We start from the raw sequence: 24770 nt of genomic DNA, 5'->3' as shown, positions 1-24770 counted from the left end.
CGCCGGTCAGCCTCCCAGCTCCGCCGGGCGACCCTCGGACTTCGGCTGCGTCCGGTCCAGCTCGGCGTGGATGATCAGCCGCTGGTAGTTGTCGAACTTCGGGTTGCACGTGGTCAGGGTGAGCATGCGCCGGCTCGGCTTCTCGCCCGGCTTGCCCGGCACCGGGGCCACCACCTCGACCTGGGTGGGCCGCACGATCCGGGTCTGGGAGACCTTGTAGACGTACCAGTCGGTCTTGCTCTCGACCACGATCGCGTCGCCGTCGTGGAGCTCGTCGAGCCGCCAGAAGGTGGCGCGGTTGCGGTGCCCGGCCACGGCGAAGTTGCCGACCTGGCCGGGCAGCGCGCTCTTCGGGTAGTGCCCGGGCGCGTACCGGATGTCGGCCTGGGTGACGCCCTCGACCACGACCCAGTTCTTCGCGAGCTTCGGGATGTAGAGACCCGCGATGGGCTTGCCGTGCACCGGCGGCGACGGCTTGGCCGAGGGGGTGGGGGCGGCCGAGACGGTGGGGTCGCCCGTGGGCCCCCACGCCTGCGCGAGCTGCTGGCTGAGGTCGTTCTGGTGGGCGTCGACGATCGCGGACTTGCCCCACACCTCGTAGCCGGCGAAGAGCAGCACGACGAGGCCGAAGGTGATCAGCACCTCGCCGCTCACGCGCAGGCCGGACCGGATGCGGGAGGCGAGCGACGGCCGGGTCAGCTCGGAGTAGACGCTCTTGTAACCCTCGCCGGTCTGCTCGGGGCGGAGCTGGACGACCCGCTCACCCCGCCGCGGTCGCGGTGGCTCGCCGGGCGAGGACTCGGCCGGGTCGCCGGTCTCCGGCGTCAGCGGTACGGCACCCATCAGCGCCGTGGAGTCGAGCGCCGGGTGCCGGGGTGGCTGCCCGCCGGTCGGGATCTTCGGGATCAGCGCCGTCGCGCCGGGGTCGGCGGACGGCGGGACGGACCCGCCCGGCTGGCCGGAGGCCGACGCGGCCGGCGTCCGCTCCGCGCGGGACGCGACCGGCGGGAGGAACGCGGTCGGGCCCTCGGTCTCGACGGACCGCGGGCGCCCGGGCGCGGCGCCGGTCGTGGGCTGCTCGGGCGACGGGCCGGCGGCGGCCGTCCGCTGCTCGGGCGACGCGGCCCGGGGTGAAACGCCCGGCCGGCCGGAGTCCGCGGCGGCGGCACGGGTCGGGAGGGCCCCCGGCGCGGGCGGCCGCACGGGGACCTCGGTGGGATGGCGGCGGTCGCCGAAGGCGTCCGACCGGGCCGGCGTGTCCGCGGGCCGGGGCGCGCCCTCGGCCGCCGTCGCCGGTCGCACGGCGCGCTCGGCCGGAGGAGCCGACCAGGCGGGCGGCTCGCTGGCGGCGGGACGGGCGGTGGTGGCGCCGGGCCACGGTGGCGGGGCGTCGGTCGGGCCCGGACGGGCCGCCGGCCGCTCGGGGGTCGACCAGCCGGAGGCGTCACCCGAGGTGTCGGCCGCCCGGCCGGTGGGCGGCGTGCCCCGGCGGGGCAGCGGATCCGGCCCGACGGGCGGCTCGGGCGCGGGCTGGCGGTCCGCCGGCACGCGCGGCGGCAGCACCGGGTCGGGCCAGGCGCCCCGGGGGCGGTGCGGAGGCGACTCGACGCGGTCGATCTTCGGCAGGTGCGCGGTCTGGTCGTCGCCGGAGCCCCGGTGCCGGCCGTCGGGCCGCTCCTCGTCAGTCACGGAGCACCTTCGCCGAGCGCAGGGCGGTCGAATCCTCGAACGCCGGCACGGTCACCGTCGAGACGTTCTCCTGGTAACCGAGCTGGTAATGGTCGACCGCGTCCTTGAACAACCGGACTCCCTGGGAGTCGGCGAGGGCCTTCTGCAGGGCAGCCGGGTCGCCGATCGCTACGATCTTGAATGGTGGGGAGTACACCCGGCCGTGCAGCAGCAGGGTGTTACCGACGCAGCGTACCGCGCTCGTGGCGAGCACGCGGACGTTCATGATGGACATGGCCTCCGCGCCGCCGGCCCAGAGAGCGTTCACCACCGCCTGGACATCCTGCTGGTGGACCACCAGGTCGTCGTTGCTCACCCCTTCGGGCAGACGCTGGTCGCTGCGGCGGGGCGCGTCGTTCAGCTCGACGGTCACGCCGCTGCCGGTGAGCGCCGTGAAGCCGGCGGCCTCCCGCGTGCCGGCGGCGCGGTCCTGCTGGGCCTTGATCGGGCCGTCCTGCTCGGCGAGGGCGTCCGTCCGCTCCTCGACCTCCTGCCGGAGGGACGCGGCCCGCTGCTCGCTGGCGGCCACCTGCTGCCGGCGTTCCTCGATCAGCTGGTTGAGCTGCGGGCGCCGGTCCTCGCGCAGGGCGGTGCCGCCCGCCGTCGTCGCCGTGGTGGTGAAGAGCAGCCCGGCCGCGGCGGCGATCAGCGGCACACCGACCGACCAGCCAGGTCGCCGTTGCCGCGGTCGCCGTGGCAGCAGCCCGGCCACGGCGCGCCGCAGCACCTTCTGCCAGGAGGCCGCGCCGGTTGTGTACTCCACCGAGCGTCCCTTTCCGTCGTGCCGCGTCGGCCCCCGGTGGCCCGAGCGGCGTCGTCGTGACCTGGAACACTGCACACTTTCCGGTCACTCCGCGCACCGGCCTGGCCCCATTCATGGATTGGGCGAGCCTTCCGGACTACGCTAGCTGTCGAACATTATTGGCCATGGACCGTCGCCCCCGCGCCCGGTTGTCAGGCCGGACGAGGTCGTAATAACCCCCTCTGGAGAGCGTCGTGCCCAAGTCTCAGGTCCGCAAGAAGAAGGTGTACACCCCGCCGACGGACGTGCGCCCGACGGCGACGGCGGCGACGCGCAAGCCTAGCCCGGTCTGGCTGCCGATCACGGCGGTGGCGCTCATCGTCGTCGGTATCGCCTGGCTGGTGGTCTACTACCTGTCCGAGCAGGCGTACCCGGTCATGTCGTGGGGTTACTGGAACCTCGCCGTGGGCTTCGGCGCGATGGTCGCCTCCCTGATCCTGCTCTCCCGCTGGCGCTGACCCCGCCCCTTCGCGCGGGCGGGGCCACCGGCCCGGGCCCGCGAGACCGATCCACGTCACTCGACGCGGCCCCTGCCCGGCAGTTCCGGGCGGGGGCCCCTATGGTGTGCGCAGGGCGGCGCGGCCCGGGTGCGAGATGACTCACGTTACTGCTGGGTAACCTTGCGCGTAGGCTGCACTGCATGACCGAGCGGAGCGAGGTCATCGACCGGCCCGGTCGAGGGTGCGACGACGGCGGCTCGCCGATGGCGCCCTGACGCCGGCCCCGGCCGCCGAGCCGCTCGACAGGCAGCAGACCGGGAGGCCAACTCGATGGGCAGCGTCCAGATCGTGACCACGATCCTCGCGGCCGCCATCACCGCCGTGGCGGTGTGGCTTGCGGTACGCGCGGTCCTGAAGATGACGGCCGTCATCCGGCTCGGGCAACCGGCGCCGGAGAGGTTCGGCGACAAGGGCGCCCGCACGAAGAAGATGCTGGTGGAGACCGCCGGCCACACCCGCATGCTGAAGTGGAGCGTGGTGGGTGCCGCGCACTGGTTCGTGATGGTCGGCTTCATCGTGCTGTCGCTGCTGGTGCTCGAGGCGTACTTCGAGGTGGTCACGCCGACCGGTGGTCTGCCGATCATCGGGGACTGGACGCTCTTCGGGCTCGCCACCGAGTGGATCGGCATCCTGGGCCTGGTCGGCATCCTCGTGCTGATGGCCATCCGGCTCCGCAACCGACCCACGCGGCCGGGCGGTCGATCCCGGTTCACCGGCTCGACGATGTGGCAGGGCTACTTCGTCGAGTGGGTCGTGCTCCTGGTTCTGATCTTCGGCTTCGTGATCCGGGGCTTCAAGGTCGCCACCGACCACTTCGCGCACCCGGTCTGGGCCACCCCGCTCAGCCACGCGGTCGGCGCCGTCCTGCCGGAGTGGCAGGACGGGGCCACCGTCGCCGCGCTCATCAAGATCGTCATCTCGATGACCTGGCTCATCGTGATCTCGCTGAACGTCACGATGGGCGTGGCCTGGCACCGCTTCCTGGCCTTCCCCAACATCTTCTTCAAGCGGGAGCCGGCCAAGCCCGCCGGCTCCGGCCTCGGCGCGCTGCGGCCCATGACCAGCAACGGAAAGCCGCTGGACTTCGAGGAGGCCGACCCGGAGAAGGACCAGTTCGGCGTGGCGCAGGTGGAGCAGTTCACCTGGAAGGGCCTGCTCGACTTCAGCACCTGCACCGAGTGCGGTCGCTGCCAGTCGCAGTGCCCCGCCTGGAACACCGGCAAGCCGCTGTCGCCGAAGCTGCTCGTGCTGAGCCTCCGCGACCACGCGTACGCCAAGGCGCCCTATCTCCTGGCCGGCGGCGGCAAGGACCTCACCGGCGAGGAGAAGGCCACCGAGGCCCAGCTCGCCCACGTCGACGTGCTCGCACTGGCCGAGGCCGACAAGCCGCTGGTCGGCACGGCCGAGGAGGGCGGGGTCATCGACCCGGACGTGCTCTGGTCCTGCACCACCTGCGGCGCCTGCGTCGAGCAGTGCCCGGTGGACATCGAGCACGTCGACCACATCGTCGACATGCGGCGCTACCAGGTGCTGATCGAGTCGAGCTTCCCCTCGGAGGCCGGCGTGATGCTCCGCAACCTGGAGAACAAGGGCAACCCGTGGGGCGCCCCGCAGAACACCCGCGAGGACTGGACCAAGGGTCTCGACTTCGAGGTGCCCCGCGTCGGTGAGGTGGACGACTTCGAGTACCTGTTCTGGGTCGGCTGCGCCGGCGCGTTCGAGGACCGGGCGAAGAAGACCACCCGCGCGGTCGCCACGCTGCTCAACGAGGCCGGCGTGTCGTTCGCCATCCTCGGCGAGGGCGAGACCTGCTCGGGTGACCCGGCCCGCCGGATCGGCAACGAGTTCGTCTTCCAGATGCTCGCCCAGCAGAACGTGGAGACCCTGAACGAGGCGTTCGAGGGTCGGGAGAAGAGCAAGCGCAAGATCGTGGCCACCTGCCCGCACTGCTTCAACACGCTCGGCAACGAGTACGGGCAGCTCGGCGGCGAGTTCGAGGTCGTGCACCACACCCAGTTGCTGGCGCACCTGGTGGCCACCGGCCGACTCACCCCGGTGCAGCCGGTCGACGGCGGCGTCACCTACCACGACCCGTGCTACCTCGGCCGGCACAACCGGGTCTTCGCCCCGCCGCGCGAGGTGCTGGGCACCGCCATCGCCGGTGAGCTGACGGAGATGCCGCGCAACAGCGAACGCTCCTTCTGCTGCGGGGCCGGCGGCGCCCGGATGTGGATGGAGGAGAAGATCGGCAAGCGGATCAACGTCGAGCGGGTCGAGGAGGCCATGGCGACCGGCGCGAAGACGGTCGCGGTCGGCTGCCCGTTCTGCTCGACGATGCTCAGCGACGGGGTGAACGGCAAGGGCGCGGGCGAGCAGGTCGAGGTCATCGACGTGGCGAGCGTGCTGCTCCGGTCCGTGAAGCCCGAGCAGACCCGGGGCGACAAGGAGGCCGAGCCGGTCGCCGGCTGACCCCGCCGGCGCGGCCGGAAGCGGCGCGCGTACGCCCGCCAGGAGCACCGCCGACGGCGGTGGCACCCCCGGTGCCACCGCCGTCGACGTCGGGTGGGTCAGGAGCCTGTCGTGCTGATGACGGCTGCCGTGGTGGCGGCACTGGTGGCCGCCATCACCGCCGCCTGCGTCTCCATGATCGCCCGGCGCGTGGCGTCCGACGCCCAGCTGCCCTCGCCGATCTCTGCTAGTCGTCGCTTGACCTGCTCCTTCGGCAGGTCACGGAACAGCTTGCGGTCGAGGCCGACAGCGCGGGTCAGGCTGATGAGGGCGGCCGTCCGCGGCTCCACCGGGCCCTGCGCCGCCATGGCGGCGAGCATCCGCCGGCGGGCGTCCGCCTCCACTGCCGGCTCGGCGCCGGTCGGAGAGGGGTAGCGGGTACGCGGGAAGACCCAGAGCACCCGGTCGGACTCGCGGCGCAGCACGCCGGCGTCGACCAGCCCGTCCAGCACCTGCTCCGGAAGGCCCTTGGCGAGCCGGCCGACCCAGTCCTTCGGCTTGCGGCGCTTCCCGTCGGACGCGATGCGGGCCAGCGCGTCGTCCAGCAGCGGTTCGCCGAGCGGCTCGGCGCCGGTCACGGTGACCCGACCGTCGGTGACCGTCAACCGGCCGGCGAGCGTGAGCTCCAGCAGGAGCGCGCCGGCCAGCCCGTAGCCGAGGTGCGGAGCGCCGAGCCGGTTGAGGCCCGCGTCGTCGTGCCCGAGCAGGGCCAGCTCGTGTGCGAGGGTGAGATCCGCCATGAGCCGACGGTAACTCCGCCCGACCACCGACCGGAGGCGCACGAACGGGCCGGCCGCGGCGGGCTCGTGCCGGTGGTTCCCCCGTGGAACAATCGCGCCGAGGTGAGGCCATCATCGACGGTCTGCTATTCGCCACGCTGCTGCCGCTGGCCGGCTTCGCGGCGTTGACCGCGGGCAACGCGTTCTTCGTGGCGGCGGAGTTCGCGCTGGTCACCGTGGACCGGGCCGAGATCGACCGGCGGGCCGACGGCGGCGACACCGCCGCGGCCGGGGTCCGGCGGGCGCTGCGCGAACTCTCGTTCCAGCTCTCCGGTGCGCAGCTCGGGATCACCATCACCGCGCTGCTCACCGGCTACCTCGCCGAGCCGGCGCTCGCGCGGATCTTCGCTCCGCTGCTGCGTCCGCTGGCCGACGACGCGACCGACCGGTTCACCCCGCTGCTCGCCCTGGCGCTGGCCACCCTGATCTCGATGCTCTTCGGCGAGCTGGTGCCGAAGAACCTCGCACTGGCCCGGCCGATGCCGTCCGCGCTCGCCACGGCCGGGCCGATGCGCGGCTTCGCGCGTACGTTCGGCTGGCTCATCCGGGCCCTCAACGGGTCGGCCAACCGGCTGGTCCGGGCGCTCGGGGTCGAGCCGCAGGAGGAGTTGGCGAGCGCGCGCTCGCCGGAGGAGCTGGGACTGCTGGCCGCCATCTCGGCCCGGGCCGGGGCGCTGCCGCCGGACACCGCGATGCTGCTCCGCCGGACGATCCGGTTCGGCGACAAGCGGGCCGCGGAGGCCATGACCCCGCGGGTCGACGTGGTGGCGCTGCGGGCGTCCGCGAGCGTGGCCGAGCTGCTGACCCTGTCGCGGGACACCGGTCGGACGCGCTTTCCGGTGTACGAGGAGACGCTCGACCTGGTGACCGGAGTGGCCGGTGTGCGGGACGCGCTGGGCGTACCGCCCGACCGGCGGGCGGCCACCACGGTCGGCGGGGTGGCCCGCGAGCCGGTGTACGTGCCGGAGAGCCTCGACCTCGACGGTGTGCTCGCCGCGCTCCGTGCCGCGGGCGCCGACCTGGCCATCGTGGTCGACGAGTACGGCGGCACCGACGGCCTCGTCACCGTCGAGGACCTCGTGGAGGAGCTGGTCGGGGAGATCGCCGACGAGTTCGACCCGGCCGCCGTGGTGGACGCCGGCCCGGTCGAGCTGACCGTGCCGGGCGGCGAGCGGACGGTCCTCGTCGACGGGGTGCTGCGCGCCGACGAGCTGGCCGAGCGGACCGGGTTCCGGCTCCCGGAGGGCCCGTACGAGACGCTCGGCGGCTTCCTGATGGCCCGGTTGGGGCACATCCCGGTGGTCGGCGAGACCGTCGAGGCGGGCCGCTGGGAGTTCACGGTGGTGGAGGTCGACCGGCACCGGATCGAGCAGGTGCGCGTCGTCCGCCCGGAGGAGCCGGACGTCGATGGCTGAGCTGGGGCTGACCGTGCTGCTGCTGCTCGGCAACGCGTTCTTCGTGGGCAGCGAGTTCGCGCTGATCGCGTCACGCCGTACGGTGCTCGAACCCCTCGCCGCCGGGTCGAAGCGGGCCCGGTGGGCGCTGTCGGCGATGAACCAGATCCCGTTGATGATCGCGGGGGCGCAGCTCGGCATCACGGTCTGCTCGCTCGGGCTGGGCGCGATCGCCGAGCCGGCGCTGGCACACCTGCTGGAGGTGCCGTTCCACGCGGTCGGGCTGCCGGAGCGGGCCGTGCATCCGGTGGCGTTCGTGCTGGCGCTCGGCGTGGTGGTGTTCCTGCACACCGTGGTCGGCGAGATGGTGCCGAAGAACATCACCATCGCCGGCCCGGAGCCGTCCGCGCTCTGGCTGGGGCCGGCCATGCTGGCGTTCTGCCTGGCCACCAAGCCGCTCCTGCTGGCCATGAAGTGGGCGGCACGCCACGTGCTGCGGTTCTGGCGCATCGAGGCGACCGAGGCGGTCAAAACCGTCTTCACGGCCGAGGAACTGGCCGGCCTGGTCTCCCAGGCGCGGACGGAGGGGTTGCTCGACGCCGAGGAGCACGCGCGGATCACGGGCGCGCTCGCGCTGCACCGGCGTACGGCGGCGGACGCCCTGCAACCGTGGTCGACCGTCGTCACCGTGGCCGAGGACGTCTCACCGGCGTCGCTGGAGGTGCTGGCCACCCGGACGGGCCGGTCCCGGTTTCCGGTGGTGCAGCGGGCCACACGGCGGGTGCTGGGCTTCGTGCACGTGAAGGACGTGCTCGGGTACGCCGGTCCGGACCGGCGGGCACCGGTGCCGCCCGCGGTCTACCGGACGCTGGCGGTGGTGCCGCCGGAGCGTACGCTGGCCGACCTGCTGCTCGCGATGCGCCGCGAGCGGCGGCACATGGTGCTCGTGAGCGACGGCCGGCGACCCCTGGGCGTCGTGACGCTCGACGACGTATTGATGGCCATCGTCGGCTGAGTGGCGAACACCGTTGGTACGCAAGCGGTTGCGTCAGCGTGACGGTGCGCGGCCTCGCCTTGATTCCGCTCCGGCGCTTCCCTATCGTGGGGCACCGACCGCTGTGGGTCGTCTGCCCTCGCCGCTTCCCCTCCGCGAGGCGCCCGGCGGTCGGTCGCAAAAGGAGTCGGTGCCGGTGGCAACCATGCCCCCCCATCGTCACGCACCGGGACGGTCCGCTCGTCCGGGTGGCCTGCGCCGGGTCGCCCACCGCCTGCTCACCCTGGTCGCCGCCGCGGCCGTCGGTGCCGGCATGCTCGCCGCGCCGGCGCACGCCGCGCCCTCGGTCGAGGAGATCGAGGCGCAGATCGACAAGCAGTGGGAGCAGCTGGAACCCACGATCGAGCAGTACAACAAGGTGCGGGCGCAGCTGAAGGTCAACCGCAAGAAGTCCGACGACCTGCGGAAGAAGATCGAGCCGTTGGCTCTGCAGAGCGAGCTGGCGATGAGCCGGGTCGGCGACCTCGCCTCCCGCTACTACATCGAGGGCCCTTCGCAGGAGATCGGCGCGCTGCTGGTCAGCGCCAAGCCGGACACCCTCACCGAGCAGCTCACCATCCTCGACCGCCTGGCGAAGCAGGAGCACAAGGAGGTCGAGGGTGTGCTCAAGGTCCGGGCCAAGTACGACGGTGAGAAGCAGCGGCTCGACGCGCTGATCGCGACGCAGACCAAGCAGCAGAACGACCTGGCGGCGAAGAAGAAGAAGATCGACGCCGAGATCAAGCGGCTGGAGAAGCTGCTGCCGGTGACCACGGTCAAGACGGAAGGGTGCCCGACCATCAGCGGTGTGGTCAGCGCGGCGGCCCGCACCGCCATCCGGACCGCCTGCGGCAAGATCGGGAAGCCGTACGTCTGGGGTGCCACCGGTCCGAACTCGTTCGACTGCTCCGGTCTCACCCAGTACGCCTACAAGGCCGCGGGCATCTCCCTCACCCACTTCACGGGTGCGCAGTGGAACGAGGGCAAGTCCATCCCCCGCTCCGAGGCGCGCCCCGGTGACCTGGTCTTCTTCTTCAGCGACCTGCACCATGTCGGCCTCTACCTCGGCAACGACAAGATGGTGCACGCGCCACGGGCCGGCAAACCGGTCCAGGTGGCGAGCATCAACTACATGCCGGTCGCCGGCTTCCGCCGGCCCAGCTGATCCCACCGCGTACGACGAGGGCCCCCGGTCGACCGACCGGGGGCCCTCGCGTTTCCGGCTGCGGCTACCGGGGCGCCCCGATCGGGGACGGCAGCACCAGCACGTCGTCGAGGTTCACGTACATGATCCGGTGACCGAACTGCACCTGCACGTACTTCAGGTCGCCCCGAATGACGGTCCAGTCGCCGGGTGACGAGCCGTCGAAGGTGCTGGCCTGGTAGTACTCGCTGGGCAGGATGCCGCCCACCGCGTACCGCTGGCCGGCCGCGAACGTGTACTGCAACGGCGAGATCGTCTGGTACGGCACGCCGGCCGGGTACGCGTCCTGCTCCGGGTACGCCCGACCGTAGACCGGGATCGTCGCGCGGCCCGGCTTCGGCGTGACCACGAGACCGGTGGCCCACTTCGCGGTGGGGGCGGAGGCCGGGTTGTGGAACCACGCCTTCTGGCCGAGGTACCAGATCGCCGTCCAGTCGCCGCGCACCTCGGCGACCGCGTACGTCTGCCCGGCCGAGGCGCGGGCGCCGTGGTCGGAGATGTACATGGTGTCGGGCGAGCCGTCGGGGCGGAGGCCGCGGTCGTTGACCAGCGGCGCGTCCTCGCTGGGCGCGCTGTGCAGGATCACGGCCGAGGAGCCGCGCAGGGGGCAGGGCTCGGCCGGCGGCACCGGGTCGGGCAGGTCCGGCGGCTGCTGGTTGCAGCCGTAGAACGCCGGCCGGTTGGCGGCGAAGTCCGGGTCGATGGTGACGAGACCGGTCCGCTTCGTGCCGGTGGTCCGGAACGGGGCCTTGAGCAGGTCGAAGTAGTGCGACCAGTCCCAGTACGGGCCCGTGTCCCAGTGCATGCCCTCGACGTTGGCCGCGATCGTGCCGGGAACGTTGTCGTGGCCGATGATGTGCTGCCGGTCCAGCGGGATGTTCAACTTGTGCGCCAGGTACCCGACGAGCTTGGCCGAGGACCGGTACATCGCCTCGGTGTACCAGGTGCCGAGGCCCGCGAAGCCCTCGTGCTCGATGCCGACCGACTTCGTGTTGACGTACCAGTTGCCGGCCTGCCAGCCGACGTCCTTGGTCTTGATGTGCTGGGCCACGTGGCCGTCGGCCGACCGCAGCGTGTAGTGCCAGCCCAGGTAGTCGGCCTGCTTCACGAGGTCGACGCTGCGGTCGTAGTACTCCTCGGTGTCGTGGATGACGATGTACTCGATCTTCTGCTGGGCCGGCCGGTTGGCGAGGTCGTGGTTGCCGTAGTCGCCGGCGCCGGGGCCGTACTTCTCGTACGGGGCCGGAACCCACTCGCAGCCGAGCCCGACGGGGCACTCCAGCCCGTCCGGCCGCTCCGTCCGGCGCAGCCCGAGGCGGTGCAGCGCGTCCTGCTTCGGGGTGACCGCGCGGGCCGCGAGGGTGACCTGCTGGCCGTCGTCGGTCTGCCGGCTGGCGCCGGCCCGGATCTGGGCGTACACCTCGTCGGCGAAAGCCGCCGCGGTGTCCTCGGCGTCCGCGCCCGAGTAGCGGGCCACCGCGCCGTACCAGGCGCCGGGGTCGGTGCCGGCGCCGACCGGGCCGCCCAGTTCCTTCTGGTACGCGGCCAGCAGCGCGGCGCCACCGCGGATGTTGGCGGCCGGGTCGCTGCGCAGCACGTCGGGGGAGGCGCCGGTGAGCGTGGCGGCGGCCTGGAGCGTTCGGAGCGCCGCGTTCGGCAGGGCGCTCGCCCTCGACGCGGCCGGTGCGGCCAGGGTCAGCGGCCGGGACTCGTCACCGCGAGGGTCCTCGCCGGCGTCGACGTGCCCGCTGCCGGGCAGGCTCGCGACGTGGGCGGCGTCGGTGAGGTGCAGCGGACCGTAGCCGCCGCTCGTGCTGGGTGTGCCGGCGTGGGTGTCCCACCTGGACTCCAGGTAGGAGACGCCGAGCAGGACGCTCTCCGGCACGCCGTACTCGGCGGCCGCGCCGGCGTACTGCTGCTGGCGGTCCCCGGTCGCTGCGCCGGGACCGGCGGTGAGCGGCGCGGCGCCGGCGGGACCGCCGGTGAGCGGCACGGCCACCGCGGCGGCCACCGCGGCGGCGAGCAGGGCTCGCCTGCTCCTCGACATGGCTGATCGATGCATGGATACCCCCGGATCGGACGGGTGAGGATGTGGTCACCTTCGCCCCGCCGCCCCCGCGCGGTCAATACCTTTCCATCTCTCGGCATGTTTGGAAGAAAACCTTCGGTAGGCGTCCGCTCCGCTCTTCGGTACGGAGTGTCACGGCCCGACGGGTTGCGGATGGATAACGGCCCTCTCTACTCTGGTCAATCGTCGGCCGGCAGCAGGTCCGCCCAACCCGGGCGGTAACGGTCCGACACCGCCGAGTCGCTCACGAGCGAGCCGGGGACCCAGGTTTCCGGGGTGAATCCGCAGTCACTGCGGTAGGGCGAACCCTTCCCGCCCGAACCCGTCAGCTAACCCGGTAGGCGGTAGGGAAGAAGGAGTACGGAGCCCGGTGGCCCACCATGCCCCGCGGCCTCCGTCCGGACGGCCGGCTCCCGCCGGCCCGACGACGGTTGCGCCGCGTTCACGCTGGTCCCGTTTCACCACCGCCCTCGCCGCCCTGATCGGCGTCGCCGTCGTCCTGACCGGCGGCGCCACCGCGGCACACGCCGACCCGTCGGTCGCCGAGATCGAGCGCCAGATCGACGAGGACTGGAACAAGCTCGAACCCGTCATCGAGAAGCACAACGCCACGCGTCAGGACCTGGCCGCCAAGCGCCGGGAGGCCGACGCGCTGGCCGCCCGGATCAAGCCGCTGCAGCGGCGGGTCGACGAGGCCATGGACAAGGTCAGCGCGCTGGCCGTCCGGGCGTACAAGGGTGAGACGGTCTCCACCGTCAACGCCGTGCTCGGCAGCCGGACCCCCGGCGAGGTGGTCGGCCAGCTCGAGATGCTCGACCGGTTCGCCCACAACCAGCAGCAGGACGTCCAGCAGGTGGTCGAGCTGCGGGACGAGCTGGCCCGGCAGAAGGCCCCGCTGGACGAGATGGTCTCGCGGCTCGCCGTCACCGAGGCGCAGCTGGCGGCCAAGAAGAAGCAGATCAACGCCGAGATCGACCGGCTCCAGAAGCTGCGGATCAAGGTGTACGGCAACGGCGGCGGCGGGCCACTGCGCCCGGCGCCCTGCCCGGCCACCTACCCGGGTGGGGCCGCCGGTGTGGCGGTCAAGTTCGCCTGCGCCCAGATCGGCAAGCCGTACGTCTGGGGCGCCGAGGGCCCCAACTCGTACGACTGCTCGGGGCTCATGCTCGCCGCCTGGAAGAAGGCCGGGGTGTCCCTGCCGCACAACGCGGCGCAGCAGAGCCGGGTGACCAAGGACGTGAGCCGCGGCGAGCTGCGACCGGGCGACCTCGTCTTCTACTACAGCGACATCCACCACGTCGGCATGTACGTGGGTGGCGGCTGGGTGGTGCACGCCTCGCAGGCGGGCCAGCCGGTCAAGATGAAGAAGGTCGACGACGGGCCGATCCACAGCTACGGCCGGCCGGGCTGACCGACGTACGCGAAAGAGGGCCCGCTCCGACTTCGGAGCGGGCCCTCTTTCGTGGTGGTCAGCGGGTTGGCCAGGTGCGCCAGTTCTGCCAGGACCGGCTCGGGGTCGGGCCGCGCTGCCCCTGGTAGCGCGAGCCGTAGACGGCCGACCCGTACGGGTGCTCGGCCGGCGACGAGAGTCGGAAGATGCAGAGCTGGCCGATCTTCATCCCCGGCCAGAGCGTGATCGGCAGGTTGGCCACGTTCGACAGCTCCAGCGTCACGTGGCCGGAGAAGCCGGGGTCGATGAAGCCGGCCGTCGAGTGGGTGAGCAGCCCGAGCCGCCCCAGGCTGGACTTCCCCTCCAGCCGACCGGCGAGCTGGTCGCCCAGCGAGATCACCTCGAGCGTGGAGGCCAGCACGAACTCGCCCGGGTGCAGCACGAACGGCTCGCCGTCGGGCACCTCGACCACGGAGGTCAGGTCGTCCTGCTGCACGGCCGGATCGATGTGCGTGTAGAGGTGGTTGTTGAACACCCGGAAGAGGCGGTCGAGACGGACGTCGATGCTCGACGGTTGCACCAGGGTGGGCTCGAACGGCTCCAGCCCGAGCGTGCCGGCCTTGATCTCGGAGACCAGGTCGCGGTCGGAGAGCAGCATCGCACCACCATAGCGAGGCTCCTGCGTGACCTGCGCGTCGCCGTCGCCTCTCGTACATTTGTTCGATAGAATGCCGGCATGGCTTCCTGGTCCGAATTCGCCGCTGACGAGCCCCGGCTCGCCGACGGGATCCGCGTTCTCATGCAGCAGTACGGCCCGGGCTTCGGCTACCTGGCCACGGTCCGCGCCGACGGTGGCCCCCGGGTGCACCCGGTCTCGCCGGTGATCACCGACGAGGGGCTCTTCTGCTTCATCATCGACTCGCCCAAGCGGCGTGACCTGGAACGGGACGGGCGCTACGCGCTGCACTCCTTCCCGCCGGAGGAGAGCGACGACGAGGCGTACGTGGCCGGCCACGCCCGCCCGGTCACCGACCAGGCGCGGGTGGCCCGGTTGGCGGCGTGCGCCGGGGCCGCGCCGCAGGTCGACTGGCGGTTGTTCGAGTTCACGGTCGACGTGGCCATGCTGGCCCGGCGCGACTCGGGCAGCGCCGGCGGGCCCGGCGAGGAGCGGGGCCGCCCCGCCGTGCAGGTCTGGCTCGACCCGCGTGCCGCCGATCCGACGCCGGTCGTCCCGCGGTCCCGGCCGGCCCGCCGCGGTCGCCGCGACGCGCACCGCTCGGCCGCCTGAAAGACGCTCCTGGGGAGGAGAGACACCGGTGCCGGCCCCCTCGCCACGGGGCCGGCACCGGTGGTACGTGTGGGCGCTACGCGGCCCGATAGGCGTTCCACGCGGTCAGCATGCGGCTCGCCTGCCCCGGCGTGAACTGGTACATGCACGAGTCGTAGCTGTAGTCCATGAAGTTCGTGATCGGGTCCAGGCCGGCGGCCGCGCAGGTGTCCCGTCCGGTCGGGCACTCGTACGCCGGAGTCGCCTCGGCCGGGGTGTCCCCGACACCGTCGCCCGAGTTCGAGCAACCGCCCTGGAAGGTGTGGTAAAGGTTCAGCCAGTGGCCGACCTCGTGGGTGGCGGTGTCGCCCTGGTTGTAGTTGGCCTCGCTGCCGCCCGGCAGCGACTCGTTGAGCACCACCACGCCGTCCATGCTGTTCAGCCGTCGCTCTGGGAAGGTCGCCCAGCCGAGCAGGCCCGGGGTCACGTCACCCAGGTAGAGGTTCAGGGTGTTCTTGCCGCCCTCGCGGAGCGTCGACTTCATGGTGCGCTCGGCCGAGGAACCCTCGATGATCGGGTACCAGGCCGGGTTCGTCACTCGGTTGATCTTCGTGAGCTGGAAGGCGAAGGCCGTGGCCGCGCCACCGGTCCCGCCGCTGTAGGCCTGATTCAGCACCGAGATCTGGTTGGTGATCATCGAGTCCGGGATGTTGCCCCCGGCTCGCGTGCTGTTCTCCTGGACCACGTGCACGACCACCGGGATGGTGACGCTGGCCAGCGGGGCGACGGCGTCCGCACGGCGGTTGGCCCGCTCACGCAGCGCCGCGGCCAGGTCGGCCTCGCGCTCCTTCACCTGTGCGGCGTTCAGCTCGTTGGGTTCGTGCTTGGCGGCGCCACCCGCCTTGACCCGGGCATCCGCGTGGACGTCCGCCGGCTCGGCGCAGCTGCCACCCGGGGCGGCGGAGAAGGCCGAGGCCGCCGGCACGACGCCCACCGCAGCGGTGCTGAGCAGCAGCGCGAGGGTCGTCGACGCGACGCCGGCGGTGCGCCGGGTCAGCAGGTTGGGACGAAGCCCCATTGGCTTACCTCTTTCTCGCAGCGCGACAGGGGGTGTGTCACGCCGTGGTCGTGAAACGTGTGGCAGACGTTACAACCGATCGAAAGATTTGAGAACGCCCATAGGTTGCTGTGGTGAAAGTTTCTCTTCGCCGGGGGCGCGGGCTTGATCCACTCCACATCGCCGATCTGGCGGTGTCCCGAACCGCCGGATACCGCCACATCGGCGACCTGGTGTGGATCAAGCCCGGCTACGGGGGGTACCTGGGTGCACCAGGCTGGTGACTCGGGTACAGTGGTCCCGCCTGCGGGTGTAGTTCAATGGCAGAACATCAGCTTCCCAAGCTGACAGTGCGGGTTCGATTCCCGTCACCCGCTCCAACCGAAAGGCCCTGGCCAGGACGACAGTCCCCGCCAGGGCCTTCGATGTTGCTGCGGCCAACAGCGCCCGGCGGGCCATCCACGGGCCACTAGCCACGCTTCTTGCCCTTGCCCTTGGGTGAGGAGCCGGCCGACGCCTTCTTGGCCTTCTTGCGTTCGGCCTTCACCGCGTCGCTCACCGCCTGGGCGATGGCCCGATCCGCCTCCGAGGTGGCGTGCTGGTAAATCATGGCCGCTTGCGCCGAGTCGTGACCCATTCGGGCCATCAGTTCCCGGGTGCTCGCGCCCGTCCGCGCCGCGATCGTGTTACCCGTGTGCCGCAGGTCATGGAAATGCAGACCCGGAACGCCGAGCTTGCCGACCGCCGTCGACCACCCGATGACCTTGTTCAGGTTGCCGCGCCAAATCGGCCGGCCGGAAGGCGTCGTGAAGACCAGCGCTTCCGGGTTGTCGTCGACGAACGCCGCCAGGTGCTCACGCAGGGCCGGCAGGATCGCCGCCGGCACCGACACGGCACGCCGACCAGCACGCGACTTCGGCGGACCCAGAACCATCCCGACGCCGCGCACCTCTGTGAACGTCTGCCGAACCCGGATCGCCCCGGCGTCGGCGTCAACGTCCTGCCGTTGCAGCGCGGATACCTCGCCCCACCGCAGGCAGGCGAACGTGGTCACCAGGACCAGGGCGCAGTACCGCTCGTCCATCAACTCACATGCCGAAGAGCGGATGGGCAGGCGGGTTCAGTGCAGCAATTTCCGATGTCATAGTCTGGCCGACTTTGATTCTTACGGAGGTTGAGTTGACCGAGTATCCGCCGGAAGTCACGCAGCGCTTCCACGGCAGCCCCGAGCAGATGGCTACCGCTCTCGTGGGCGAACCGCCAAGGAGTTGGAAGTCCATCGTCATCGAGGACTACGACCCGGCCTGGGCGGACCGATTCGCCGCTGCCAACTCCACGCTCCACAACGCTCTGGGTGACCTGATCATCGATGTCGAACATGTCGGATCCACATCGGTGCCGGGCCTGGCCGCCAAGCCGACCATCGATATCGATCTCATCATCGCGGACACCGCGGATGAGTCCCGCTACATCCCCACCCTCGAAAGGATCGGGTACCGGCTCATTCTTCGAGAGCCGTGGTGGCACGGACACCGCATGCTCGTCAGCTCCACGGAGGACATCAATCTGCACGTTTGGCCGCAGACCGCTCCTGAGCCGGTACGGCACCGGCTCTTTCGCGACTGGCTGCGCTCGCATCCCGAAGATCGGGAGCTGTACGCCTCGACCAAGCGGCGCCTTGCACGGGACACCGCGCATCATCCCAGCGACTACAGCCTAGCGAAGAACGACGTCATCGATGCCATCCTCGCGCGCATCTTCGCAGTAACCGGCGAGGTAGGCCCCGCATGATCACACTCGATACAGTGCGGTGATCTGCCGCGATCCGCGCGCTCATGCCGAGATGAGCGCGTCGGACTAGAGGCCGGGAGCGTACGTGAGGGCGATTACCGGCGACGCCGGGCGGTAACCCCGGAACGGCTCAATGCCATCCGCTGGACCGGATCCTGCTACCAACGATGGTCCTCCATGGCAGGTTCCCGGTCCGCCCATCCGCCTGGTCTCTTCCGGGGCTGAACAATGAGGAGCGCCGCCGCCAATTGGATGGCAGCCACGAGCAGCGCCGTCTCTGGACCATAGACGCTGAGCAAGAGCAGAGGAAACGGCACGGCGAAGAGCAGGATCGCGGCCAACCTGAACCAGTACCAGCGAACCTCGGACAGCAGGCGCAGCACTCCCAGACAGAAGGCGGCCGCGACACCCAACAACGCCCCCCCAGGGCTGAGTAGCACGAACACGACCCCGAGGATCATCAGAACGAGAGCTTCGGCGAGGTTCCTGTCGGGCGGGAGATCCCATAGAACAAAGCCCGTGACGCCCACGCCAAGGTAGAGCAGCACGTGAATGCTCAACCAGGGGACGGCCGGTAGTTCGGCGAGACGGTGGAGCGGTCGGCAGCGAAACACGTCGACGTCCATGGCTCATGGTATCGACCCGAGGGACCATGACTACTTCCGGCCGATGCCTAATCTCGCCTCGCGAGCCGCGGTTAGGCGTGCTGCTGCCTGACAGGAGTCCGCCAACTGATCCGCCACAGTCGGCGCACGGAGTGCGGCAGGAGAGTGCGTGGCACGTCAGTCGACGGAGGGACAGGCTCGACCGCGTCGCGTTGCCGAATTGACCTCTTAAGGATCAAGGCGGCCCGCAAGCGGGCCGCGCCGGCCGGCTCCGGCCTGCTGGCGACCTCCGGCCGGCATCGGCCGGGCCGGCCGGCCGCATCAGGCAGCGCGGGATCACCAGAGTTCATCCAGATCGGCGACGAGCTTGCGAAACACCCGCGCATCGCGGGTGGGCAGCGCATGCGCCACCACGTCTAGTACGGCGCGAACGCGCGCCGGATCCGTGCAACAGCCCCAGTAGCCGCAGCCCTCGTACCTCGGGTCGTATAGCCGGTGGTACGGACTTTGGACGAACGCGGCCCACTCCTCAAGGGCCTCTTCCGCCGCGCGAGGCCATAGCCGGGTTCGCTCCAACCGCGCGAGCGCGGCGAGCCCTTTTCCCGATAGGCCAGGCAGGGATGAGTGGCGCGCCCTTGGGGGAGACTGAGGACCAGGGCGAAGCTGCGATGGCCGCCTACGCGGCATGATCCTTTCGTGTGTCCGTCATGACGGGGATCATGACAGCACCACGGCTGATAGTCGAGTCGACCCGGCGCGACGCAACCAGGCAAGGAGCCGTGTCCCGTCCCCCGGTGCTCAACTCTCCCCGCCTCTCGGCCGGCGTCAAGGGCGCTTCGCGTCGGCTACGCCGATGGCCTGCGGCCACCCTTGACCCCGTCCGAGAGCCGAGGATCCGGCACCTATCGGGGGACGGGGGCAGAGCGGCGACAGCCAGGAGCGCCGGGCCATCCACGGGCCACAAGCGGGTGCCACAAGAGGCCAAGCCAGGCCGCCCAGGACCGGACCGACCAGCGGCTACCCAGCACGACGATCCGATCTTGTCCAATTCCCAAGCTGACAGTGCGGGATCGATTCCCGTCACCCGCTCCACGATCAAGGCCCTGGCCAGGACGACAGCCCCAGCCAGGGCCTTCGATGCTTGAAGGTCAAGGATCATCCTGCGTGCCATTGGCGTGCCATTAGCCCTGCTCGCCGCTGGCTTCGTCCCGGTCGGCCGAGCGCTTCTTGCCCTTCTTGCCACGGACTTCTTGCCGCCCTTGTCCTTGCCGCCGCCAGTCGTCTTCTTGGCCTTTTTCTGGTCCGCACGCACTGCATCGTGCAGCGCCTGGGCGATGGCCCGGTCAGCTTCCGCCGTGGCGTGCTGGTAGATCAGCGCGGCCTGCGTCGAGTCGTGTCCCATCCGGGCCATCAGGTCCCGGGTGCTCGCCCCGGTACGGGCCGCCAGCGTGTTGCCCGTATGCCGCAGGTCGTGGAAGTGCAGGTCCGGCTGCCCGATCCGCGCAACGTTGGCCTTCCAGCTGATGAGCTTGTTCAGGTTGCCGCGCCAGATCGGGCGCCCGCTTTCCGTCGTGAACACGAACGCATCCAGGTTGTCGTCGACCTCGGCGGCCAGGTGGTCGCGGACCACCTCGACGACAGCCGGCGGCAGACTGACTGTGCGGCGGCCGGCCCGGGACTTCGGCGGACCGAGCACCAAGCCGACCCCGCGGAGTTCGGTGTACGCCTGCCGTACCCGGATGGTGCCGGCTGCTGTGTCGATGTCCTGCCGTTGCAGCGCGGCGACCTCACCCCAGCGCAGGCAGCCGAAGGTGGTGACCAGGACTAGGGCGCGGTACCGGGGCGGCACATCTCGGCCAGCTTGAAGACCTGGGCGAGCGTGAGCACCGGCCGCTTCGCTGATTTCTCCTGGTCGGCCCCGGGGATCCGGCACGGGTTCCGGCTCAGGATCTCGTCTTCCTTGACCGCCGTCATCAGCACTGCGCGCAGCAGCCGGTACGCCTTGGCCGCCATGCTCTCCGAGACACCGTTGCCGAGCAGTTTCGCCCGCCAGTCGCGGACCATCGGCGTGTCCAGCCGGCCCAGCTCGACCCCGCCCAGGTACGGCACGAGGTGCTTGTTCAACAGCCAGCCGTACAGGTGGATCGTTCGGGGCCGCAGGTTTGGCCGCTGGTCGATCAAGGCGGCCCGCAAAGCGGGCCGCGCCGGCCCGGCCCCGGCCTGCTGGCGACCTTCGGCCGGCATCGGCCGGGCCGGCCGGCCACGTTTACGAGCTGCAGGAGCTTGAAGACCTCGGGGCTCTGCCCCGAACCCCGGCCCTCCTCAGAGATGCCGCCGCGGCTAACCTCGCCGGGCACCACAAGGGCTACCAGCCTCCCCGCACGGGGCCAAGGTCGTTCGGCTGGTGAGGCGCTCCACCTTGTCCCCTTGCGGGGAGGCTGGATGGTCTGACGACTGCCCGACGAGGAGATCCGCTACAGAGCTCGTTGGTTTAGTCCCATTAGTGTCCTCCCACGAGCGAGAAGGCACGGAGCCCAGAGTGGTGCATCGTGGGCAACCTGCTGCCGTACCCGTACAGCCCAGACGGACCGCGGCCGGACTACCGCAGTCAGAAGATCTTTCCGGCCGGGGCGAAGCTCTACGTGGTCGGCGTGGTCGGCGGCTTCGCCGGTATGGGACACGAGACGATCACCGTGATCGGGTACGCCCACGGCCGGCGCCGACCGGTGATTGCCCACATCAAGGCCAAGTACTTGGGAAACTGGCGGGCGGAGCTGGTCTATCGCCCTGTCATTCTCCGCACGATCCACGCCGCTGAACGCGAGCAAACCTACCATCGCTGGCTCACCAGACCGGACGACCGGACGACCGAGTATCACCTGAGCGAGCCAGAGTACGGCGAGCACTTGGCTCGGGTCGCCGCCTACTACCAACGGAAACTTCACGGAGACCGGTGAAGCGAACCCGAGTGGTTGTCGGAGGCACACTTTCCTGCTTGAGGACGCTACAGATCAAAGGGTCTGACCTGGGGAGCCATCCGTGGGAGCCACTGGGGCGGACTCAGCCTCGACCGGGACGGGCCGCTGGCGGTGTTTCCAGGCGTAAATGAAGGCTGCCAAACCAAGAATCGCAAGAGTGGCAGCTATCAAGGCAGCCAGTTTGAACCGCTGTTCGAACGCGAGCGCCTCCGCGTTCTGCTGCTGAATAGCCTCAGGTGTCGGGTCCTGATCAGGCAGGGTGATTCCGTTCCAGACCGTAAGGCAGGGAAGTAGACACGAGGCAGTCATCAGGAGAGCCCCGCTGACCGTCAGCAGGCGTGCACGTGACATTGCGGCATGATCTCAAACACTGCTGACAGCCTGGGGGCCACCCCGTGGGGCCACCGGGGCGGACTGGACCGGACGGACCGGAACCGATCGAGCTGCCGAATACCAGGACCAGGCGGACCGGACGGCCTCGACATGGCCTTGGGAATCTACGATCAGTAGGTGGCTGTACAGCTACCCGTACGGCCGAGCCTACTGACCGAGGTGGTCCGAGATCGACGGCGGCGACACGGCGAGCAGGCCGGCGGCAGTGACTGACGTCCACCACAGCAGTCTTGATCTTTGCAAGGCAGGGGTCCCTGACGTACCCGGCCGGCGGTCGAGGAGAGCAATCCGCCGTGCCATTACCGTGCCATAGGGCCAGGACGGCAGAGGTCAGCCGAGGCCACGTGAGACCGCCGAGAGCAGGCCGTCAACCCGTTAGGCAGGCGGGCATCGGCAATTCCCAAGCTGACAGTGCGGGTTCGATTCCCGTCACCCGCTCCAGGCGAGGCCCCAGCTCAGGACAGGTTTCCTGGCTGGGGCCTTGATCGTTGCTGCCGCTACTTGCGCTTAAGCCAGGCAGGCCGGCCGCCGCCACCGCATCGCGCCATTTGCAGGCGCTCTGGAAGTTGGAGCGGCGCAGGGTGGCTCCCTTCGCTCCGGTGAAGACGAGCGCGTCCTGGTCCTCGTCGACGAAGTCGTCCAGGTGTGCGCGGATGTCACGACGGACCGGCCTCACCTGATGCTTTACATGATCGCGATGGTCTGACCGCCAGCGCTTGCCTGCGGGGCCGCGCTGGCGAGACGTCCTCTCATGCCGAGGACAGTGCGTCCGATCTTGAGACGTGCAAAACTTCGTCGGTGACGATCCCCTCAGAGGTTCTGGCTTCTGCTGGGGCTGACCCGACTTCTCCTGCCTGGGACTTCATCTGGCAAGAGTCGTGTCATCAGGGCACCTGCGACCCGACCCGCGCGGTTTTGCTGCCCTGGCTGGCTCAGACCTGCGCCGCCTTTGCCCGGGAAGATCGCGAGAAGAAGGTGGTGCTTGCCGGCTTCATCGCACTGGACGCCGATGACGCCAGCCTCGCCGCATACGCGGACGAGATCACGACCTTGCGCGCCTTCGCGGTGGACTGCCTGCCCAATGCATCGAGCGACAGTATGTTCGTATACCTACAACAGGCCGTACTCGGTTTCGACGGTGACGAGATATGGGGGAAAGAGCTCGATCACCTCAACGACGGGGAAGTCGACGTGCAATGTCCCGAATGCGACGAGGAGTTGCTGCTCGACCTGGAGTCCGAGGACTCCGGGATCGAATCGGGGCTGTCGTCGGAACTGGCTAGGCGCCTACATGCCGAGGCGGTGCAGGCAGGCCGAGAGTCCGTCGCCGTTGGCCTGACACGCCTCTTTGGTCGGTTTAGCTGTCCCAGTTGTAGTACTCGATTCAATCTGGCCGACCACTTGGCAGGCATCTCCTACCAGTGACGGACGGTCACCCGGCGAACTCGGGGCGCCTGACGATGAAGTCGTCCACGATCCGTTGATCCTCAGGCGAGAACGCCGTCCGCGGCACCGGGATCTGGCTCATGCCGTATTTCAGCAGCCAGGTGTGGCGTCGCCGCCGAATCCGGGTGATGCCGGACCAGTCGATCTGGGTCCGGCTGCTCGCGGTCTGGATGTCGACGCCCGACGTGCTCACGTCGTACCGGAACGGCTCGACGAAGAGGCGGCGCTGCAACAACCAACCCAGCGCTGGAAGGAGTTCTGTCACGGCGAACGCGGCGCACAACACCAGCACGAGGTAGAGCAGCCGGCCGTTGAACCCGGTCAGTATCGCGAGCAGCACAGTCAGCGCGGTGAGGGCGAGCAGGAGCGCCCGCATGACGCGTTGCCAGCGGCCCTGTGCGTCTTGGCTCATCCGCCGCAGCAAGCCGTACGTCATCTGCACTTCCCCGGTCACGTGCACGCGCCGCAGTATGGCACGGCATCGCCGCAAGTCGCGCGTCGCTCAGGTAACAGCGATAGCCGCCCGAAGCGTCGGGAACCTGCCGAGTGAAGACCATGGTCCACCACGTCAGACAACTACCCGGCATCGCGCCCATGAGGCCCTCCGCCCGCCAGACGGATCATCTGTCCCTGCTGCGGCGACTCAGTATCCGGATCTGCCGCCGATCGTGCGCGCTTTGCGCCGGGTCGCGTGTCGCCGTCAGTAACAGCCGCGGCTCCGAGAAGTGCGGACCTTACGATGGCTCCGGCGGCCGCACGTACGGAGCCAGTCGCTCTCCAACAGCGAGGTTGTCGCGCCAGTAGCGGTAGACCAGGCCGGGTACCACCTCAACCGATCCTGCTGCGACGAGACAGGTAAGAAGATCAGCCCCGGCCGGTGCGTCGACGTCAAAGGCAACGATGACTGGTGGTTCTTCACCGACGTGCCGGCGCACCAGTGCGCGCTCGTCGAGGCTAGGTACCCGGAACCGAGGATCCCGGAACTGGATCGGGCAGGCCAGGTATGCGACATCGGTGAAGACCACCTCGAGGCCGTGGTGGTAGGTCAGGTCGTATCCCGCGGCCAACCGAAGCTGGGAGCCGTCGAAGTGCAGCACGTCCCAGTCCCACCAAGACCCCTCAGGCAGTTCGATCACACCGCCGAGCCTCCCATCGGTGATCAGTCAATGAATCAAGCCGGCATCCGGATCTGCCGCGAGTCGCGCGGTTGCCGGCTCGGGAGCATGTCTAGCGCCTTCCGAGGCCACGACGTCAAGCATTATCCGCCGCAGGACAGCCGGCCGGCAGCCGGCGAGTTGTTCAAAGTTTCTGTACGTCTTCAAGGCGGCCCTTGACGGGCCGCACGCGCCGCCGCCAGGGCGCGCGCCGGCCGCTGCCGCTGTCGCTCTGCGGCCGTCACGCCTGACGCCCGGCGGCTGGCGCGGAGAGCGGAAAGCCCGGAGGGCCGCCGGGGACGACAGACCGTTGATTGGTTGGGCAGGGGCCGGCAGCCGGCCGGGCCGCGCGGTCAAGAGCCCGCGCGGCGTAGGGGAGCGCACGCCGTCTGCGTCGGCGAGTTGGCGGTGGTCGCGGGGTTGCGGTTACGGCGCCTCCGGCGGGGGCGCTCCGGCTCCAAAATGGCCGGGGCTCCGTCGGCGGGTCACGGTCCGTGGGTGGTTGCGGTAGGCCCATCCCACCGCCGACGACCCGGGACGAGCCGAGCAGACCACCGCCGGGGCCGCCAGCGTCCGTCCGTGCGTCAATGCCGTTTTGACCTGGCGGCCGCGGCGGCGGCCCGCTCCCACAAGGGCGGGTCGACGGCGACGCGAAGGCGAGGCTCCGGTGGCT

At 70.2% G+C, this 24770-nt stretch carries 23 protein-coding genes, 1 tRNA gene and 1 riboswitch; of the genes, 11 read left to right on the top strand and 13 right to left on the bottom strand.

Going from position 1 to position 24770, the window contains the following annotated elements; translation table 11 throughout:
- Positions 1-6 precede the first annotated feature (6 nt).
- Positions 7-1689, bottom strand: a complete 1683-nt coding sequence (locus ACSNOA_RS02100; protein ID WP_436655629.1) for a class E sortase — start codon at positions 1687-1689, stop codon at positions 7-9.
- Positions 1682-2491, bottom strand: coding sequence for a DUF881 domain-containing protein (locus tag ACSNOA_RS02095; protein ID WP_436655627.1), 810 nt, complete (start codon positions 2489-2491; stop codon positions 1682-1684). Before ACSNOA_RS02095 ends, ACSNOA_RS02100 begins: the two co-directional genes overlap by 8 nt.
- Positions 2492-2724: 233 nt before the next feature.
- On the opposite strand from ACSNOA_RS02095, the gene ACSNOA_RS02090 reads away from it, so the two are divergent.
- Positions 2725-2988, top strand: coding sequence for a cell division protein CrgA (locus tag ACSNOA_RS02090; RefSeq protein ID WP_120783551.1), 264 nt, complete (start codon positions 2725-2727; stop codon positions 2986-2988).
- A 312-nt stretch (positions 2989-3300) separates the two neighbouring features.
- On the top strand, positions 3301-5499 hold the full coding sequence (locus ACSNOA_RS02085) for a (Fe-S)-binding protein (protein ID WP_436655625.1): 2199 nt from the start codon (positions 3301-3303) through the stop codon (positions 5497-5499).
- Between the two features lie 98 nt (positions 5500-5597).
- On the opposite strand, the gene ACSNOA_RS02080 is transcribed toward ACSNOA_RS02085, so the two are convergent.
- Positions 5598-6278 carry a GOLPH3/VPS74 family protein gene (locus tag ACSNOA_RS02080; protein WP_436655624.1) on the bottom strand — a complete coding sequence of 227 codons (681 nt, stop codon included), beginning with the start codon at positions 6276-6278 and terminating at the stop codon, positions 5598-5600.
- Positions 6279-6418: 140 nt separating this feature from the next.
- Between ACSNOA_RS02080 and ACSNOA_RS02075 the strand changes: the two genes are divergently transcribed.
- The 3 genes from ACSNOA_RS02075 to ACSNOA_RS02065 all read left to right on the top strand — a co-directional run bounded on the left by ACSNOA_RS02075 (position 6419) and on the right by ACSNOA_RS02065 (position 9909).
- Positions 6419-7732 (top strand): hemolysin family protein, encoded by a 1314-nt coding sequence (locus ACSNOA_RS02075; protein ID WP_436656189.1) that lies wholly within the window; start codon positions 6419-6421, stop codon positions 7730-7732.
- Positions 7725-8726 carry a hemolysin family protein gene (locus ACSNOA_RS02070; protein ID WP_436655623.1) on the top strand — a complete coding sequence of 334 codons (1002 nt, stop codon included), beginning with the start codon at positions 7725-7727 and terminating at the stop codon, positions 8724-8726. Before ACSNOA_RS02075 ends, ACSNOA_RS02070 begins: the two co-directional genes overlap by 8 nt.
- A 184-nt stretch (positions 8727-8910) precedes the next feature.
- Positions 8911-9909, top strand: coding sequence for an NlpC/P60 family protein (locus tag ACSNOA_RS02065; RefSeq protein ID WP_436655622.1), 999 nt, complete (start codon positions 8911-8913; stop codon positions 9907-9909).
- Positions 9910-9973: 64 nt separating this feature from the next.
- Here ACSNOA_RS02065 and ACSNOA_RS02060 read toward each other — a convergent pair whose 3' ends face one another.
- Positions 9974-11995: an N-acetylmuramoyl-L-alanine amidase gene (locus tag ACSNOA_RS02060; RefSeq protein ID WP_436655621.1), complete on the bottom strand. Its 2022-nt coding sequence runs from the start codon at positions 11993-11995 to the stop codon at positions 9974-9976.
- Positions 11996-12239: 244 nt separating this feature from the next.
- A riboswitch (cyclic di-AMP (ydaO/yuaA leader) is annotated at positions 12240-12374 on the top strand.
- 12 nt (positions 12375-12386) lie between these two features.
- On the opposite strand from ACSNOA_RS02060, the gene ACSNOA_RS02055 reads away from it, so the two are divergent.
- Positions 12387-13427: an NlpC/P60 family protein gene (locus ACSNOA_RS02055; protein WP_436655620.1), complete on the top strand. Its 1041-nt coding sequence runs from the start codon at positions 12387-12389 to the stop codon at positions 13425-13427.
- 58 nt (positions 13428-13485) lie between these two features.
- On the opposite strand, the gene dcd is transcribed toward ACSNOA_RS02055, so the two are convergent.
- Positions 13486-14064 (bottom strand): dCTP deaminase, encoded by a 579-nt coding sequence (dcd, locus tag ACSNOA_RS02050; protein ID WP_436655619.1) that lies wholly within the window; start codon positions 14062-14064, stop codon positions 13486-13488.
- A 78-nt stretch (positions 14065-14142) separates the two neighbouring features.
- Here dcd and ACSNOA_RS02045 point away from each other — a divergent pair, with 78 nt between their 5' ends.
- Positions 14143-14694 carry a pyridoxamine 5'-phosphate oxidase family protein gene (locus ACSNOA_RS02045; protein ID WP_436655618.1) on the top strand — a complete coding sequence of 184 codons (552 nt, stop codon included), beginning with the start codon at positions 14143-14145 and terminating at the stop codon, positions 14692-14694.
- Between the two features lie 76 nt (positions 14695-14770).
- On the opposite strand, the gene ACSNOA_RS02040 is transcribed toward ACSNOA_RS02045, so the two are convergent.
- Entirely contained in the window at positions 14771-15751 is a 981-nt protein-coding gene (locus tag ACSNOA_RS02040) for a zinc metalloprotease (RefSeq protein ID WP_436655617.1), read from the bottom strand.
- A 285-nt stretch (positions 15752-16036) separates the two neighbouring features.
- Here ACSNOA_RS02040 and ACSNOA_RS02035 point away from each other — a divergent pair.
- A tRNA-Gly gene (locus tag ACSNOA_RS02035) sits at positions 16037-16110 on the top strand.
- A gap of 89 nt (positions 16111-16199) precedes the next feature.
- Here ACSNOA_RS02035 and ACSNOA_RS02030 read toward each other — a convergent pair.
- Positions 16200-16814 (bottom strand): tyrosine-type recombinase/integrase, encoded by a 615-nt coding sequence (locus ACSNOA_RS02030; RefSeq protein WP_436655616.1) that lies wholly within the window; start codon positions 16812-16814, stop codon positions 16200-16202.
- A 95-nt stretch (positions 16815-16909) separates the two neighbouring features.
- On the opposite strand from ACSNOA_RS02030, the gene ACSNOA_RS02025 reads away from it, so the two are divergent.
- Positions 16910-17521, top strand: coding sequence for a GrpB family protein (locus ACSNOA_RS02025; protein ID WP_436655615.1), 612 nt, complete (start codon positions 16910-16912; stop codon positions 17519-17521).
- Positions 17522-17679: 158 nt separating this feature from the next.
- Here the strand turns inward: ACSNOA_RS02025 and ACSNOA_RS02020 are convergent, their stop codons facing one another.
- The 3 genes from ACSNOA_RS02020 to ACSNOA_RS02010 form a co-directional block, all read right to left on the bottom strand.
- Complete coding sequence (locus tag ACSNOA_RS02020; RefSeq protein WP_436655613.1) at positions 17680-18147, bottom strand: hypothetical protein; 468 nt, start codon at positions 18145-18147, stop codon at positions 17680-17682.
- A gap of 655 nt (positions 18148-18802) precedes the next feature.
- Positions 18803-19975 carry a tyrosine-type recombinase/integrase gene (locus ACSNOA_RS02015; protein WP_436655611.1) on the bottom strand — a complete coding sequence of 391 codons (1173 nt, stop codon included), beginning with the start codon at positions 19973-19975 and terminating at the stop codon, positions 18803-18805.
- Entirely contained in the window at positions 19951-20250 is a 300-nt protein-coding gene (locus ACSNOA_RS02010) for a hypothetical protein (protein WP_436655609.1), read from the bottom strand. Before ACSNOA_RS02010 ends, ACSNOA_RS02015 begins: the two co-directional genes overlap by 25 nt.
- 425 nt (positions 20251-20675) lie before the next feature.
- Between ACSNOA_RS02010 and ACSNOA_RS02005 the strand changes: the two genes are divergently transcribed.
- Positions 20676-21083 (top strand): hypothetical protein, encoded by a 408-nt coding sequence (locus ACSNOA_RS02005; RefSeq protein WP_436655607.1) that lies wholly within the window; start codon positions 20676-20678, stop codon positions 21081-21083.
- A 781-nt stretch (positions 21084-21864) separates the two neighbouring features.
- On the opposite strand, the gene ACSNOA_RS02000 is transcribed toward ACSNOA_RS02005, so the two are convergent.
- Positions 21865-22173 (bottom strand): hypothetical protein, encoded by a 309-nt coding sequence (locus ACSNOA_RS02000; protein WP_436655605.1) that lies wholly within the window; start codon positions 22171-22173, stop codon positions 21865-21867.
- A 122-nt stretch (positions 22174-22295) separates the two neighbouring features.
- Between ACSNOA_RS02000 and ACSNOA_RS01995 the strand changes: the two genes are divergently transcribed.
- Positions 22296-22922, top strand: coding sequence for a hypothetical protein (locus ACSNOA_RS01995; protein WP_436655603.1), 627 nt, complete (start codon positions 22296-22298; stop codon positions 22920-22922).
- A 7-nt stretch (positions 22923-22929) separates the two neighbouring features.
- On the opposite strand, the gene ACSNOA_RS01990 is transcribed toward ACSNOA_RS01995, so the two are convergent.
- Complete coding sequence (locus tag ACSNOA_RS01990) at positions 22930-23403, bottom strand: YcxB family protein (RefSeq protein ID WP_436655601.1); 474 nt, start codon at positions 23401-23403, stop codon at positions 22930-22932.
- Positions 23404-23677: 274 nt separating this feature from the next.
- Complete coding sequence (locus tag ACSNOA_RS01985) at positions 23678-24079, bottom strand: hypothetical protein (RefSeq protein WP_436655600.1); 402 nt, start codon at positions 24077-24079, stop codon at positions 23678-23680.
- Between the last annotated feature and the right edge of the window lie 691 nt (positions 24080-24770).

The organism is Micromonospora sp. URMC 103, assembly GCF_051386435.1.
GTDB lineage: Bacteria > Actinomycetota > Actinomycetes > Mycobacteriales > Micromonosporaceae > Micromonospora.
This window is presented reverse-complemented; position numbering and strand designations above follow the sequence as displayed.

Bases quoted from the DNA above. Each gene is read 5' to 3' on its own strand.
- ACSNOA_RS02085 (WP_436655625.1), top strand. From the start codon at position 3,301: ATGGGCAGCGTCCAGATCGTGACCACGATCCTCGCGGCCGCCATCACC.
- ACSNOA_RS02080 (WP_436655624.1), bottom strand. From the start codon at position 6,278: ATGGCGGATCTCACCCTCGCACACGAGCTGGCCCTGCTCGGGCACGAC.
- ACSNOA_RS02070 (WP_436655623.1), top strand. From the start codon at position 7,725: ATGGCTGAGCTGGGGCTGACCGTGCTGCTGCTGCTCGGCAACGCGTTC.
- ACSNOA_RS02065 (WP_436655622.1), top strand. From the start codon at position 8,911: ATGCCCCCCCATCGTCACGCACCGGGACGGTCCGCTCGTCCGGGTGGC.
- ACSNOA_RS02060 (WP_436655621.1), bottom strand. From the start codon at position 11,995: ATGTCGAGGAGCAGGCGAGCCCTGCTCGCCGCCGCGGTGGCCGCCGCG.
- dcd (WP_436655619.1), bottom strand. From the start codon at position 14,064: ATGCTGCTCTCCGACCGCGACCTGGTCTCCGAGATCAAGGCCGGCACG.
- ACSNOA_RS02045 (WP_436655618.1), top strand. From the start codon at position 14,143: ATGGCTTCCTGGTCCGAATTCGCCGCTGACGAGCCCCGGCTCGCCGAC.
- ACSNOA_RS02040 (WP_436655617.1), bottom strand. From the start codon at position 15,751: ATGGGGCTTCGTCCCAACCTGCTGACCCGGCGCACCGCCGGCGTCGCG.
- ACSNOA_RS02030 (WP_436655616.1), bottom strand. From the start codon at position 16,814: ATGGACGAGCGGTACTGCGCCCTGGTCCTGGTGACCACGTTCGCCTGC.
- ACSNOA_RS02020 (WP_436655613.1), bottom strand. From the start codon at position 18,147: ATGGACGTCGACGTGTTTCGCTGCCGACCGCTCCACCGTCTCGCCGAA.